The sequence below is a fragment of the Faecalibacterium taiwanense genome, assembly GCF_036632915.2.
Classification (GTDB): Bacteria; Bacillota; Clostridia; order Oscillospirales; family Ruminococcaceae; genus Faecalibacterium; species Faecalibacterium taiwanense.
Window position 1 is genome coordinate 408,507 of sequence record NZ_CP155552.1, and the last position, 14,913, is coordinate 423,419.

Genomic DNA, 14,913 nt, shown 5'->3' on the forward strand with positions numbered 1-14,913 from the left:
ACCTGCTAGAACCAGCAGGTGCACCGGGTAGAACCAGTAAAAGGCCTTTTTTGCAGCGGACTGCACGCGCCGCGCTGCCCGTTGTAGAACCAGACCAGCACAAAGGCCAGCGGCGCGGTCAGCTCGAACAAAAACAGCAGCGCACCTGCAAGGCACTGCCGCTTGCGGTCTGCGCGGGTCAGGTACAGGGTGCAGATGATGAGCACGCCGATGGCGTGGTAGTCGGTGTTGGCAGCCAGCGCCAGCGCGGCGCAGCCGCCCGCCCACACAAGCCCCTGCCAGCCGGGCAGGCCGTTTTCCTTTTCAAAGCGCTTGAGCCCTGCCATAGCCAGCACGCCCAGCGCCAGCGTCCAGTAGACGTTCTGGTGCTGCGGGGCGAACGGTGTGCGGAAAAAGGCAAGGTCAAAAGGCACCTCGCTCAGAAGGCCGAACAGCAGAAGCCGCCGGACGTATTTTTTTACATCGTGGGTGTGCAGAAAGCCCTCCACGGCCAGAAAGCAGAAGATGGGAAAGGCCAGCCGCCCGATATACCGCAGCACACGGTCTGCCGCCAGCAGGGTGCTGACCGGGATGCCACCGCAGCTGGCAGCACCGGCGGCGAGGGCCGGCAGCAGGATACCGGCTTCGATGCAGGAAGCGCCGATGTGATCAATGAGCATGGTGATGCAGGCGATGTATTTGAGCGCTGTGCCGCTGAGTCCACAGCGGACAGGGGCTTTGGCAGTCTCGGTCATAAGGAATCCCTCACTTGATAAAAAATCTACTTTTTGTGCTTTTTTAATGATACGGCGCAGGCTGGCAGGCTCCTGCGTCATCTTTGACAAAATACGCCGGAAAGGCGCATAAATCGGGCAAAAATGCTTGACAGAAAAGGCGCGGGATAGTACAATCAAGAAGATAATTGAACTATCTCAAATGAAAGATGAAAAAGATTCACAGAGAATCGGGCGTCTCCGAACCAGTAAAAACGGAAGGAGGCTTTGGGCATGACGCTTTTTTCCTACGAGATTTTTGATGCCGTGGCCCGGCAGGGCAGCTTCAACAAGGCGGCACAGCAGCTGCACCTGACCCCATCGGCTATCAGTCACGCCATTGCCGTAATGGAGGAGGAGCTGGGCTTTGCCCTGTTCAACCGCGGCAAGAACGGCGTATCCATGACCAGCTACGGCGCATCCCTGTATCCCTCTATTCGCGATGTGCTCAACAGCGACGAGGCCCTCAAGCAGAGCATCGCCCGCCTGAACGGCCTGGAAAAGGGCAAGGTGAAGCTGGGCGTATTCAACTCGGTGTGTGCTTCGCTGCTGCCGGGCCTGCTCAAAAGCTTTATGACCCACTACCCGCAGATCGAGATCGAGGTGTATCAGGGCACCTACGACGATGTGAAGGAATGGCTGCGAACCGGTCAGGTGGATATCGCGTTCCTTTCCTCCACCTGCCGTGAAGAGTTCAACCTCACCGAGCTGTTCCGCGAGCCGCTGCTGTGCATTGTGCCGCAGGACTGGCCCGAACCGGAAAACGGCGTGATGACTCCCGCCCTGATGAACGGCCAAAGCTTCGTTGTACAGTGCGATGCCACCGATGCTGAGATGCGTCAGTTCCTGAAAAAATATAAGATCGGCACCGAGCGCCGCTGCCATGTCATCGACGACCAGTCCAACATCGCCATGGTGGAAGCAGGTCTGGGCATTTCCATCATGCCGCAGATGCTGCTGCGCGACTGCAAGGCTGCGATCAAGATCTATCCCATCGAGCCAGAGGAAGACCGTGTGGTGGGCCTGGCTGTGCAGCGCCCCGCCGCAATGGCCCCGGCAGTGGAACAGATGTTCCACCACATCGTAGACTACTGCAGGCAGATCGAGCTGAGGTGAGCCGGACTCCTTTATACTATACCATAAAACAGTCTGTGTGTGGAGCATGGACTGTTTTTTTATTAAAAGAGAGCAATTGTATCAGCGTGCAAAATCCGCTATACTTAGAAAAACAGGCTGGTTTTATGCAGAAGCCTTGATTGGAGCAGAAAGATGAAGACCATAAAACGACGTGCCTTTTGCAAGGCGGCAGCAGCTGCCGTGGCAGGCGTGCTGGCCCCGCACGCGGCGGCAGAGGCTTTGCTGCCGCAGGCCGCACAGGCTGTGGTGGGCAGTGCGGTGCCGGAGGATTACTACTCCTTCGCTTTCCGCAGCGACCACAGCGAAACAGATCTCTCCCACGATTTTTATTATACAGATGCCTTTTTTGAGAATACGGCGCTGCAGTACAGTCACAAGCTGGCACTGGCAACGCTGGGCCTTGTGGCGGCAAGCGGCAACACCTACCAGAGCGATGCGCTTTACTGGGTGGAGGGTGAAGCGGGCCGTGAGAACAGCATTGCGGATGCCTACCAGAAGCTTGGCTTTGCCAATGCGGTCTATGCGGGCTACCAGTGCAGCCTGAACACCCCGGTGGATACCGCGGGCTGTGCTTTTGCGCAGAAAACACTGGTACAGGATGGCCAGCGCACCACCATTATTGCAGCCATGCTGCGCGGTGTCGGCTATGGCGCCGAGTGGGCCAGCAACCTGCATGTGGGCGAAGGCGGCGGGCACTATGGCTTTGTGACAGCAGCAGAGCATTTTTTTGAGGATCTGCAGGACTACCTGAAAAAAGCCGAGGCTGCAGCGGGAACGCTGGGCACCATCAAGCTCTGGCTGGGCGGCTACAGCCGCGGCGCGGCTGTGGCAAACCTGACGGCGGCGCGCATCCGGCAGCAGCTGCCGCAGATCGCGCAGGAAAATACCTTTGTTTACACCTTTGCCGCACCGGCGGCACTGACGGCAGCAGACCGCCCGGATCTGCAGGCGGACTACGACAACGACCACACGGCAGACGGAGGACTGAAAACGGATTGGGATGTAAGCAATATCTTCAACATCATTTCCAGCGGCGACATCGTGGCCCGCGTGATGCCGGAAGAGTGGGGCTACCACCGCAACGGAAACGACCGCTTTCTGCCCTCCACGGCGTACCAGAACGAGCTGGATGATCTGAGCATCATCGAGAGCCGGATGGGCGGCGTGCCGCTGCGGTTCGACCAGCTGGCCACAAAGGAAGATGTGGATTCGGTGATCGTGGCGGCTCTGGCGTTCTGCAAAAGCGCCGCAAATTACCACGAAAAATATGAAGCTGCCTTTATGGATATGCTGCAGTGTGCTTTTACCCTCTCGGAGAAAGAGGCAGCCGAGGGCGTGATCCTGGACGATGAAGCTGTGATGGAACGGCTGCGCAGCATGGAGAACATCCGTAAAATGTCGTGGACGAAGGTGCTGCGCTGCGTGATGACGGCTTCGGCCATGAGCCGACCCATTCTGGAGCAGGTGGGGGCCATCGTGCCGCTGCGGGCGCAGCAGGTGGTGGTGCCGGTGCTGGCGGTGGGTCTGTGCTACGAGGTGGAGAGCGATGTGCTGCGGATGCTGGTGTACTACATCCTCAGCCTGATGAGCGTGAACAGCCCGGCAGACAGCGTTCTGCGTGCGGCATTCTGCCACTACCCGGAAAACTACATCACCCTGATGGAATATTACGACCCCGCCGAGCACGGCATGGAAGCCTATACCCGAAAATAAAATCTCCGGAAATAAAAAAGAGGGGCTGTTGCAAAATAAAAATGCGATAGCAGCTTGCACAAAGGAATAGCGCAAAATCAAAAACCCGGAACCCTTTCTGAGCCATTTTGGCCCCGAAAAGATTCCGGGTTTTGTGCATGATTTTTCAGAGAGCTATTTTGCAACAGCCTCTTTCATCGCTGCGCAAACGCGAAGTTATTGATCTTCTGAATCCAATCCAAGTTCTTTCAGCTCTTTTTCGTTTTGGATATCTTCATCGGTTTTCTTTCCGGTGATAGCACTATATGCTTCTTTGATGCCATTTTTAACGGCCCATTTGATAACGAAATACAGCGCAATCAAAATAATAATTGCGGTTCCTCCGCTTATGCCTAATTCATTCCACATGATTCAATCCTCCAAATGCAGATTTGTTGAACTGAGCCGAGTATACCATACTCTATTAAGAATAGCAAAAGGCAGTATACCACTACCATAGTGATACCCTGCCTTTGCTCGTTCCGGCTCTCGCCCTGTACCGCCCACCACAAAACGGCAGTCATCCCGGTAGACATTCCTAGGCGTTGGGAACCTTGACGGAATCTGACGGCTGGCGCCTGTACGGGTTGCGTTTGCTGATTTTTCCGCAGCCCCTTGGCAGGGCTTTGAAAAATCAGAACGCTGTCCCAGCCTCGGCTCCCTGTTTCCGCCGCAGGCGGCGGTCGCCTCCGCTGCTGTTCGAGTCCTGTACCGCCCACCACGAAAAAAAGCCCCCAGACCGAATGGTCTGGCGGCATCTTTCTTGGTAGACATTCCTAGCCGTTGGGAACCGCGCACTAACAAACACCCCACTGGGGTGTTTGTTGCCCCGCCTGCGGCGGTGCCGTGCTGTTCGAGTTCTGTACCGTCCGGCTCTGACGTGGGTTAGTGGATGACGCAACAAAAAAGCCCCTGACCAAAGTCAGAGGCTCTTGTTTTGGTGGAGCATTCTCCACAGCACTCGAACCTAAAACCTCTTCACGAGTGACCATTTTGGCATCGTCCGTGAAGTTGAAATTGAGTACGACCCGGTCATCAAAGACGTAGACCGAGTTGACAAAGGTATCAATGATCTGCCGCTGGTGTTCCGTGCTGCCCACGTCACCCTTGCGGAATTTCTCAAGCCAGAACCGAATCCATTCACGGGTCAGGACGGGCTTTTTCAGTTCTTCTTCCAGAATACTGGTGTTCAGAGCTTCCTTCTGGGCTTCCAGCTCGTCCAACCGCTGCTTGGTGGTCGGGGTCAGGATGCCCTGTTCAATGGCTTCCAGAAGGTTTGCCAACCGCTTCTCCGTATCCCGGAGCTGCTCTTTCAGGACAGGCAGCCGGGTGTTCTCCTGCTGCTGGGCTTCCATAATCAAATCTATCAGCCGTTCGATGATTTCATCGCTGAAAATCACCTTGATGGCAGTCTCCACCACGAACCGTTCCAACGGCTCTTTGCGGATGGCTTTCAGATCGCAGTGCGCCTTGCCGTGGCGTTTGGCTTTGCCACACTTGTAGTAATAGTAGGTGTTTCCCATGTGGCTTGTGCCGCTTTCGCCGCCCATGAGCGTACCGCACTTGCCGCAGAACAGCTTGGTGGTCAGCAGATAGCTCACATCCTCTTTTGCGGGCCGACCATGGGCAATCCTGTTCTGCTCAAAACGCTGCTGCACCCGGTCAAACAGGTCCTGGTCAACAATGGCCGGAATGCCGCCCGGCGTCACAATGTCCTTGTAGCGGTATTCGCCGATGTAGCGGCGGTTGCGGAAGATCTGGAAGAAGCTGTTCTTCACGAACGGCTTCCCGGTACGGGTACGCAGGCCGCGCTCGTTCAGGGATGCGGCAATCTTCTCAGCCGGTTCGCCGTTGGCGTACCGGCTGAAGATCTCCTGCACAATAGGAGCCGTTTCCGGGTCGATATGGTACAGCCTGTCCTCTTTGCCGATGGTGAAACCCAGCGGCACCACACCACCGTTGTACTTGCACTGGAGGGCGTTTTCGCGCTCACCGCGCGCCACTTTCAGGGCGAGCTCGGCGGAATAGTATTCCGCCATGCCAATCAGCATACTCTCCACCATAATGCCTTCAGGCCCCTGCGAGATGGGTTCCATGGCAGACACCAGATGGACACCGTTCTTTTCCAGCTGGTACTTGTAGTTCACGGCATCGAACCGATTCCGGGCAAAGCGGTCCAGCTTCCAGACCAGAACTACGTCGAAGATTTTCTTTCCGCTGTCCTTGATCATCCGCTGAAAGTCTGGGCGGTCATCCGTTTTGGCAGAGTAGGCACGGTCAATGTAGGTGCCGACCACGGTGATGCCGTTCTTCTCGGCGTAGTCCTTGCAGTCGCGCAGCTGTCCCTCAATGGACGCTTCACGCTGGCTGTCGGATGAATAGCGGGCGTAGATTACAGCGGTCATGACGGACACCTCTCATTCTACATCATTGAACGGTGGAGCGTTCTTTCAAAGCACTGTTTCGTATAATGTATATACCATGTTTTGATGGAGAAATCAAGACTTTTTATTATCTTCAGTTTTTCTTTTTGAACAATTGACCCAACAGCCACCCCTCTCGTTGAAATGAGGTGACTGTTGGGCCGACTTGCTCGGATTCCTTTATTCTTCGTTTAGCTGGACGATGGTATTATAAAAGATTTTGTTTGGAATAACGACTTGAAGAACACCCTTTTTCAAAAGTGCTTCTATGCGTTTCATGACATACCAGTCACTTACCGGAGCAGAAATCGCTTTTAATACGTCTGCGGTAAGTTCACCAACCGAAATAGGAATTCTCGATACTAAACTAATAATTCTCTGGTCGAAATAATCTATGTTAACGCTTTTAACATCGTTCGCATGCCAAATACGCATGGAGGTGTTTTCGTTTAATAGCTTTCCCCATCTTTTGGCATACTCAGTAATAGTTTCTTCCGTCAAATACTTTTGTGAGATCTTATCGGTTTTCCCTTCCATAAATTCTTTCAGACCTTCTCTGGATGCAAGCAAAATTCTATTTGTACCATACTTTGCTGCATAGTAACAAATATAATAAATGCCGCACCAACAATCGGCAGAACTCCTGACCCAAACACGCAGTGGCTTATGATTTATCATATCACATTGAACCGCATTCGCTGTACCATGATATTTCGACCACAGTTGTCTAGCTTCAATTTGGCTGTCAGGATAATATTCTGAAAGGCAATTCACGAATTGTTTGCAACGATATTCTGAATCGCAAGCATATTGAAGTTCTCCCATTGATAACATAAACGGAAACAACTTTACACTTTCGACGATGCCTAAAGCTGCTAACATATTGACATCACTGGGTTCAAAAACAATTTCATCCATAGCTGGTCAAAATCATAATTTCGGGATGGTAACTTGTGTAGTTGCACTCCAATAGATTGGTTTGCTTGAGCCAACCACTCCAAAATAACACCCAACGCTGCAATCAAGATAAGTTCCAACATCATAGAAGTCATATGTATAGGTTGTATTATATATACTTTGTTCTGGAACTAGTGCTGTCGTTGAAAATGGGCAGCTTCGTTCGATGTTATCGGAATAGCTCGTGTAGTAATCCGTTCCTGAAACATTTTTTATTAAATCCGGGCCAATACCGACGGTAGTTCCACTCATATAAAAGCCCAATCCATTGGCCTTTGTATAAAGAACTCTCCATGTTCCATCAATATACGATACAACTCTTGAGCCGTCTGTATTAGAAACAGGAATGCGCATTGGAACCTCGGCCAAAACATAAAATCCGAGATTCTCTTGTTCTTGCACAGAAAGATTGAGAAGTTCTTCTATCGAATAATCATCGATCTTTCTCTTATTTCCAGTTGCAAATGCTGGCTGAATGGTCAGGAGAAATAAAACCGTGACCAATAGAATGGAAATCAGCCGTTTGATTTTGTTAGTCATAGTATACTGCCTCCTAATTTATTTTTTTCTTCACTCAATACACTAAAGCTCCATTGGAATCACCTTCATTAAATTTTCCCCTTCAGGTGTATACTCCTCGGCAAATAAATGTGAACCATACAAATGCTGAAACTACTAGAATACTGCTGGAATAGAAAATATTGTGACCTTACACTGCTTTGGGTGATTACTTTGCTTTCCTTCATTGAATAGCTAGAACAACAGCTACTATCAAGAACAAAGTTGAAAGCCCAAGCTGAACCCATGCAATTTTTTCGTTTTCGGCATTGTTACAGCCTTTGGAGGATACTGCCACTTGGATATAATGCACTGCTACGATTCCATATGAGAAAAACAAAGAAGCCCAAGCATAAGGTACTGCGCTTTTATCTGTCAATCGGACAAGATTACTAGTCCATACTGAAATGCAGCCCCAAAGGGCAAAAGGAGCAATAAGAAAAAAGTTGCTTTTGCCTTTTTTCATTCTTAGCCTCCCACAGCTTGATGGTACGATTTTGTAGTATCCATAAGGTGTCCACCGGAATCATACGAATACAAAATATCATGATAGCAATGGGTATAGTAGCTATTATCATATGCGAAATGGACTTCATACAGCGATTGATTTATAACAACTTTCGATGGAGAAGTAGCTAGAACCACACTAACCAAAAAGGATCCAACCGTAACAGCAGTGCTTCCCGGCAAGTGCAACCCAGTAATTAAAAGGCTTGCTGCAGTTTCAACTCCACCAATCTCAATTTGCGCAATCGCCGTATTGTCAATTGTATAGCTGAGATTTGATACAAATATATGCTTATACTGTGATCCTGTAACATCACTTCCAACAGTGGCTCCCCTTGTTTGAGGCATAGATTTTGAAGTTGCTAATTTCAAAAAGACATCATGATCACATTTTCCTTTCCTTATTTTGATTTGATTGCTTTTACGACTAAATAAATGACCAGTATGCCGATGCAGAGCGAAATAATTGTCAATGCCTCTGCCGTTGCATTAAGGCAAGCACCAATAAAATAAACCAATACCAAAAATGCAACAAAAGCGATAAGAAGCAGCACCCATTTGTTTTTTTTCATGTTATCACCTCCCTATCTACAAAAGTTGGCATTAAATTTTTGTTGAACCAAAGGAATTGTTGAGAATACAATCAATACCCATTTGGAGAGATAGTAGCAAACTACATGACGTGTATACGGAAGCACATTAAAAATGGCAAGCAGGAAATCTATTGACGAAAGAACAGATGCGACCATCTTGTAACTTGACCGCTTCTTTTCACTTAAAGGCTTATTCTTTGCTTCGATAGGTGAGAGAAAGATAGAGATGCCCAAAAGAGCTACTGTTGTCAGGATACGGAAAAGGTGATTTGCTGCGATTGCCTTACTTAGCAAAATGCAGATAAGTGCCAGTCCGGAGAATGCCAAATAGCATCTGGTGTGCGATGTTGCATGGTATCCGCCAATGTAGATTCGCTGTGGGATAAACCCAATCAAAAATGAAAGTGCGTACCGCACATCACCACACACAACAGCGATTAAAACAACAAGCAGAACGCTCACAACAGATGATATGAGCAACTCGTACCCATAGACATACGCATCCGCCTTTGCTTCATCTATCACTTTTTGCTCGCAGAAAAGACGGACTGATTTTTGAGACAGCGTGCGTTCCCACATTGCAGTTGCGCCACCTTATCTTCTGATTTTTGCTTCACTGTATCATAAATTTCAGCAAAATCAAGAGGTTTGGCAAAACTGGTCGTTCTGGTGACAAAAGTGGTAGGTCAGGCTACTTGTAAGGAGCCTTTGCACAGTCTATAATAGTAGCAGGACATTATTTTGTGGAGGTTGTCGAAATGCTGAAGTACCACGTTGCAGTCTGCGATGATGAGAAATCAGACCTTGATGGCATTGTTCAAAGCGTCCAGCAGTACGATGTGCAAGGCTGCTTTGACATTGAAACTTACATGGATGGAAACGAACTTCTGAGCGAATTGCAAATGCAGAAGAAATCCTTTGATCTGCTTCTTCTCGATATCGAGATGCCATCCAACGGTTTTCAGCTGGCGCAGTCTTTGATTCAGATGGAGAAGCATCCTTTGGTGGTATTTGTCACGAAGCGGCATGAGTACGCTGTGCAGGGATATGGCATTGCATTCCGCTACCTTGTCAAACCTTTGGATCAGACGCTGTTCGCTGCGGCAATGGATGCCGTCCTTCAGGAACTGAACTCCAAACATTTCACGATCGAATACGATGGTGTTACCATGTCCTTGGAAACATCGGACATTTACTTTCTGGAAAGCCACGGACATAAAGTTCTGATTCACTGCAAGGAGCAAGACCTTACATTGCGAATGAGCATTCCTGAAGCCTTGGAGCAGCTTCCCAAACGGTGCTTTGTGTCACCACACAAAAGTTATCTCGTCAACATGGAACACATTGTTTACGCTACGGGAACCGCTGTTTTTCTTTCCAGCGGACATCAGCTGCCGATCAGCAGGAGGAAGCGTCAGGAGTTCAATCAGATCTTCAACGCTTATTTGGGAAGATGATGCTTTATTATTTCGTTGAGTTTGCAGAGAGCTTTGCCAACATTGCCCTGTTGCTGCTTTTTATCGGTCGGCTGTTTCCCAAAAAGGAGCCCGTCTCAAGGTGGTTCTATGGCCTATGTTGCACTCTTGATTGCTGGGCAGTGTGCTTTGAGTTTATTCCCGGATTGGGTGACGCAGCGCACGATCTATCTTTTAGTTGGCGGATTTTTCCTTGCATTGCTGTTCTATGAGGTTCGACCGTGGCAGGCGGTTTTTGCAAGCGGAGCTTTCTTCACACTGATTGCTTTGGTGGAAGTGCTTGCAATGCTTCTGATTGGGCTGCGTATCCCGGATACCGACATTCTAATGCAGGCTGGGGCAGCACGGTTGGTCTATGTTGTTTTTTCAAACCTGATTCAAATTCCACTCGTAGTCCTGATCTCACATTTTTTCAGCCGAAAAGGAAATGCTCTGCGTATCCTATGGCTGCTGCCGATCATTGCGATTCAAATCGCAAGTATTGCTGTCTGTTATGTGGCACAGTATCATGCTGCGGATGAGTATTTCCCGGATTATATGGTCGGTCTTATGGCGGTGCTTCTCCTTATAAACATCCTGATCGTGTTCTATGTGGAAGCTCTCCGGGAAAATGAACTGGAAAAATTCAAAGTTAAGTTCAACGAACAGCAGTACAATCTTCAAATGGAATACTACCAGCAGCTCAAAGAACGCCAGGAAGAAGTCCGTTCTCTGCGGCATGATGTGAAGAAATACATCCTGGCGATGCAGGCAGTTGCAGAACACGGTGATACCGAAGAACTTCACAAGATTGCGCAGGCTGCCACGGATGTTTTCGAGCGTTCCACAAATATTTCTGCGGTCGGAAATCCTGTTGTTGATGCTCTTTTGAATTATTACTTACGAATTGCGGAAAGGAATAACATCAAGGTCAATCTGGATGTGACGATTCCTGAAGTTTTGACGATCTCATCGCTGTCTCTGAGCATCATCCTCGGAAATACATTTGACAATGCCATCGAAGCCTGTTGCGACCTGCCAGCGGAACAGAGAATCATTCATCTACAGCTGCGCAAGCAGTATCGAAGCCTCTTCTATCGGCTGGAAAACCCATACAGTGATACTTCTCGCGGAATCCGCATCGGAGAGTATCACGGTTACGGACTAAAAAATATAAATCGTATCGTTCAGGAGAACCATGGTGACTTCTATACGAAAAAGAAAGACGGTGTGTTTACCGTCCAAGTCCGCCTGAACTGCGAAAATTAAAACATTCTCCTAAAACATTGCTTTGCTTTTGCTTGTACTTTGTGTGTTTCATTCATCTGATGTATTCATTATCCTGAAGTGTTGACACACATCAATACTTATGTTATCATTCCCAACAAATCCACAGCGATTTCTGTAAAGAAACGATTCTGTGCGGTTTTATTTCCTGCGAAGATTTACCGCCCCGCAACACACCCGATCATTTTGCCGTCTGTTTCACCCGACAAAATCCTTCGCCTGTACTGCGTGGGCGGTATTTTCTTTTTGGGGAAGCCGTACCTTGAGAATTTCATGAGCCGTCCGAGCGTGATACCGGCTTTTCGGCCAACGCCGCTGCAAAACAGGGGCAGGAACTTCGTTCGGAGCAAACGGCGATCAACATACACGAGCAGCGGAACTCTCTACTTATTTTTGCGTCTTAACAATTCGGAAACAACTTTCGGAAATGCGTTTTGAGCGCAGCGGTGGAGAGCAAGAATCGTCCCGTGGCCACAAATTTTCAATTCTTGAAAATGTTGTGCTCCACCGGGACTTCACATCTGCAACTCTTGCGAGTTTTGATGTGATCTTGTTGGGGCGTACCTGCCCCAAACCCTGCTCATATTCGCACCTTGCGGTGCGAAAGAACGGCGTGTCGTGCTTACATAGCTCCACCGAGGAGCTAGCGAAACGACAGGAGGTACAATGACCGAAACGAATGTTCAACCGATTCCTAGCAATTCCCAGCACCACGACACGCCGAACAACAAAACGCACGTCATCAAGTTCCGTGTGACAGCGGAGGAAAAAACGTCACTGGAACTCACTTGCAAACTCCTAAATCTCTCCCTCTCCACTTTTATCCGCCGTGCCATCCACAACGTCAAGATCGAGAAAACAATCATCGTTGCCGGCGGCGGAGAAGAAACCCTGACCGCTGTTTCCACTTTGCTTGCCCAGTGCAGCAAGGTGGGCAGCAATCTCAACCAGCTTGCAAGGCACTTCAATTCCGGCGGTGCGGACACCGAGCAGATCCGGGCGAAACTCCTTGACGAACTTGCAGACCTGACCGCATTCCGGCTGCACGCCGAGAAAGTTCTGGGTGAACTGTATGGCAACGCTCAAGCATATCGCCTCTAAGAATTCGGACTACACCGCCATCGAAGCGTACCTCGTTTACCAGCACGACGCGTTCACCGGAAAGCAACTTCTGGATGAGCACGGCAAGCCGAAGCTGCGGGATTCGTACCTGCTCGACACCCTTGAGTGCGGCGATTTCTCGTTCGCAACGGCCTGTCTGCTGGCAAACCGCAAGTATGGCAAGAACACCCAACGCGATGATATTAAGAGCCATCAGTATATCATCAGCTTTGACCCACGCGATGCAGCCGACAACGGCTTGACCATGGAAAAAGCACAGGCACTTGGCCTGAAATTCTGCGAAGAAAACTTCTCCGGTCACCCCGCCATCGTCTGCACTCACCCGGATGGGCATAACCATTCGGGAAACATCCACGTCCACATTGTGATCGGCAGTATCCGCACACGAGAGGTGGAACGTAAGCCCTATATGCAAAAGCCCCGTGACTGGCGTGAGGGTATGAAGCACTCCAGCACAGCCCAGACCATGCGGCACTTGCGTGTTGAGGTCATGGAACTGTGCGAGGGTGCCGGACTGTACCAGATCGACCTGCTCAACGGCTCGAAAGAGCGCGTGAGCGAAGCTAAGTATTGGGCGCGTAGGCGCGGTCAGTTGAAACTTGACCGTGAGAACGCAGCCCTCACCGCAGCTGGACAGCCGCCCCAGCAGAAGAAGTTTGAAACCGCAAAGGAAACCTTGCGGAAACAGATCTCGGATGTGCTGGACACCGCAATGAGCTTTGAAGATTTCTCGGACAGGCTCTTGCAGCAGTACGGAATCACGGTCAAGGAAAGCCGTGGTCGGCTCAGCTATCTGCCTGCCGGAAGGACAAAGTTCATCCGGGCGCACAGCATCGGTGACAAGTTCGATAAGGCGGCAGTGCTTGCCACGTTGCAGGCAAACGCCGAACGCGAACCCAAGGCGCAGTTCAAGCAGGATACCATCGGGAAACTGATCGACATCCAGTCGAAAATGACCGAAGGCAAGGGCATTGGCTATAAGCGTTGGCTCACGAAACACAATCTCAAAGTTATGGCACAGACCGTGAAGCTTCTGCAGGAAAAGAACTTGACCGACGAGGACGCCCTGAACCAGCGCATCGCTGAACTGGAAACCAAGTATCACGACTCGCTGGCGGTGGTGAAAGACCTCGAAGGTCGCATGAAAGCCAACAATGAGCTGCGCTATCACATCGCAGCCTACACCAGCACCAAGAATGTCGCACAGCAGTTAAAGACTGCCAAACGACCCGCAGCCTTTGAGGAGCAGCACCGTGCAGAGCTGACAGCATACCGGGTGGCAGCAGCCTATTTCAAGGCAAACAACATCACCAAGCTGCCCAGCCCGAAAAAGCTGGAAGCCGAGTATGCGCAGCTGGCATCCGAAAAGGCAAAGTTCTACGAACAGTACAAGGAAGCCAAGGAAGAACTGTTCAAGCTGAAAACCGCAAAGCAGAATGTTGCGTCCTTTTTCCGGGAGGAAGAACAGACGCAGCAGGAGAGATAAAGGAGTGTGCGTATGATCAATCTGAAAATTGACCCGGAGTTCCAGTCCCAGATTCCTCCTCTGACCGATGATGAATTCAAGCAGCTTGAAGAAAATATCCTGAAAGAGGGCAAGCTGCTTTCTCCTTTGATCGTTTGGGGCAATACCCTTGTTGATGGACACAACCGTTATGCCATCCTCCAGAAGCACCCGGAGATTTATTTCTCCACCATGCCGCTCCCGTTTGAAAGCCGGGAAGAAGTTCTCGCTTGGATTTGTAAAAATCAGCTGGGGCGGCGCAACCTCACACCGGAGCAGAAGAAGTTCCTCATTGGAAAGCAGTACAGTGTGGAGCATCGAAAGCCCGGTGGAAACGGCAACAACCAGCACACGGCTGCTGCCAAGAAAACTGCCCCGGAGGAATTGTGTCAAATTGACACAATTCCTCCCACCTCTGCGGAAGCGAGCATCCGCAAGCAGATTGCGGAGCGGAACAATGTCAGCGAATCCTACGTTGCCCGTTCTGAAAAATTCATGTGTGGCGTAGAGATCATGGAACAGATGGTGCCCGGTATGCAGGAGAAAATCCTGTCCGGGCAGTTCAAAGTCCGTGATGCTGATATGCACCGCCTTGCCAGAGCCGATTTTCCGAACCGCAAGCAGATCGTGCACGAGATTCTGCACCCGGAGGACCGCCCCGCTCCGCAGTCGAGCTACTCACACTACTCTGGAATCAACTACTCCGCGCTGGAAGTCGCTGTCCGGCGGATTCAGCAGGACTTTGATTTTTTGATGAGATACTTGCCTAAGCTACCGGACGATTCCTACGCCAAAACTGAAACGCTAAAAATCCTCAAGCAGCACAAAGCGTATATGGCACAGTTTGAAGAACTGCTGAACGATGAAAAAATCGCATAACGACAGGCA

The 14,913-nt window shown here is 50.2% G+C and carries 16 protein-coding genes; 7 read left to right on the top strand and 9 right to left on the bottom strand.

The window, feature by feature from the left end:
• Positions 1 to 5 precede the first annotated feature (5 nt).
• Positions 6 to 734: a TraX family protein gene (locus tag PXT33_RS01890; RefSeq protein ID WP_347070435.1), complete on the bottom strand. Its 729-nt coding sequence runs from the start codon at positions 732 to 734 to the stop codon at positions 6 to 8.
• A 252-nt stretch (positions 735 to 986) separates the two neighbouring features.
• Here PXT33_RS01890 and PXT33_RS01895 point away from each other — a divergent pair, with 252 nt between their 5' ends.
• Together PXT33_RS01895 and PXT33_RS01900 are read left to right on the top strand one after the other, a co-directional pair.
• Positions 987 to 1,868: a LysR family transcriptional regulator gene (locus tag PXT33_RS01895; RefSeq protein WP_005943485.1), complete on the top strand. Its 882-nt coding sequence runs from the start codon at positions 987 to 989 to the stop codon at positions 1,866 to 1,868.
• Between the two features lie 153 nt (positions 1,869 to 2,021).
• Positions 2,022 to 3,602 carry a lipase family protein gene (locus PXT33_RS01900; RefSeq protein WP_097774650.1) on the top strand — a complete coding sequence of 527 codons (1,581 nt, stop codon included), beginning with the start codon at positions 2,022 to 2,024 and terminating at the stop codon, positions 3,600 to 3,602.
• Between the two features lie 195 nt (positions 3,603 to 3,797).
• On the opposite strand, the gene PXT33_RS01905 is transcribed toward PXT33_RS01900, so the two are convergent.
• The 8 genes from PXT33_RS01905 to PXT33_RS01940 form a co-directional block, all read right to left on the bottom strand.
• Positions 3,798 to 3,989 carry a DUF6019 family protein gene (locus tag PXT33_RS01905; protein WP_154260588.1) on the bottom strand — a complete coding sequence of 64 codons (192 nt, stop codon included), beginning with the start codon at positions 3,987 to 3,989 and terminating at the stop codon, positions 3,798 to 3,800.
• A gap of 428 nt (positions 3,990 to 4,417) precedes the next feature.
• Positions 4,418 to 6,025 (bottom strand): recombinase family protein, encoded by a 1,608-nt coding sequence (locus PXT33_RS01910; protein WP_347070436.1) that lies wholly within the window; start codon positions 6,023 to 6,025, stop codon positions 4,418 to 4,420.
• Between the two features lie 198 nt (positions 6,026 to 6,223).
• The gene (locus tag PXT33_RS01915) at positions 6,224 to 6,961 is read right to left on the bottom strand and encodes a DUF3658 domain-containing protein (RefSeq protein WP_223387800.1); all 738 of its coding nucleotides are present in this window, start codon (positions 6,959 to 6,961) and stop codon (positions 6,224 to 6,226) included.
• A gap of 12 nt (positions 6,962 to 6,973) precedes the next feature.
• Positions 6,974 to 7,540: a hypothetical protein gene (locus tag PXT33_RS01920; protein ID WP_005934531.1), complete on the bottom strand. Its 567-nt coding sequence runs from the start codon at positions 7,538 to 7,540 to the stop codon at positions 6,974 to 6,976.
• A 202-nt stretch (positions 7,541 to 7,742) separates the two neighbouring features.
• A complete protein-coding gene (locus PXT33_RS01925) occupies positions 7,743 to 8,024 on the bottom strand; it encodes a hypothetical protein (RefSeq protein WP_005943373.1) in 282 nt (93 codons plus the stop codon).
• A 2-nt stretch (positions 8,025 to 8,026) separates the two neighbouring features.
• The gene (locus tag PXT33_RS01930; RefSeq protein ID WP_332375844.1) at positions 8,027 to 8,437 is read right to left on the bottom strand and encodes a hypothetical protein; all 411 of its coding nucleotides are present in this window, start codon (positions 8,435 to 8,437) and stop codon (positions 8,027 to 8,029) included.
• A gap of 29 nt (positions 8,438 to 8,466) precedes the next feature.
• Entirely contained in the window at positions 8,467 to 8,637 is a 171-nt protein-coding gene (locus tag PXT33_RS01935; protein ID WP_005924488.1) for a hypothetical protein, read from the bottom strand.
• A 12-nt stretch (positions 8,638 to 8,649) separates the two neighbouring features.
• Complete coding sequence (locus PXT33_RS01940) at positions 8,650 to 9,237, bottom strand: accessory gene regulator B family protein (RefSeq protein WP_005924490.1); 588 nt, start codon at positions 9,235 to 9,237, stop codon at positions 8,650 to 8,652.
• Between the two features lie 179 nt (positions 9,238 to 9,416).
• On the opposite strand from PXT33_RS01940, the gene PXT33_RS01945 reads away from it, so the two are divergent.
• From PXT33_RS01945 to PXT33_RS01965, 5 genes are all read left to right on the top strand, one after another.
• Entirely contained in the window at positions 9,417 to 10,115 is a 699-nt protein-coding gene (locus PXT33_RS01945) for a LytTR family DNA-binding domain-containing protein (protein ID WP_005924492.1), read from the top strand.
• Between the two features lie 108 nt (positions 10,116 to 10,223).
• Positions 10,224 to 11,381 carry a GHKL domain-containing protein gene (locus tag PXT33_RS01950; RefSeq protein WP_347070437.1) on the top strand — a complete coding sequence of 386 codons (1,158 nt, stop codon included), beginning with the start codon at positions 10,224 to 10,226 and terminating at the stop codon, positions 11,379 to 11,381.
• Between the two features lie 684 nt (positions 11,382 to 12,065).
• Positions 12,066 to 12,500 carry a plasmid mobilization protein gene (locus tag PXT33_RS01955; RefSeq protein WP_055187141.1) on the top strand — a complete coding sequence of 145 codons (435 nt, stop codon included), beginning with the start codon at positions 12,066 to 12,068 and terminating at the stop codon, positions 12,498 to 12,500.
• Entirely contained in the window at positions 12,472 to 14,007 is a 1,536-nt protein-coding gene (locus PXT33_RS01960) for a relaxase/mobilization nuclease domain-containing protein (RefSeq protein WP_332375846.1), read from the top strand. Before PXT33_RS01955 ends, PXT33_RS01960 begins: the two co-directional genes overlap by 29 nt.
• A 12-nt stretch (positions 14,008 to 14,019) precedes the next feature.
• Positions 14,020 to 14,904: a hypothetical protein gene (locus PXT33_RS01965; RefSeq protein WP_274235711.1), complete on the top strand. Its 885-nt coding sequence runs from the start codon at positions 14,020 to 14,022 to the stop codon at positions 14,902 to 14,904.
• Positions 14,905 to 14,913 lie beyond the last annotated feature (9 nt).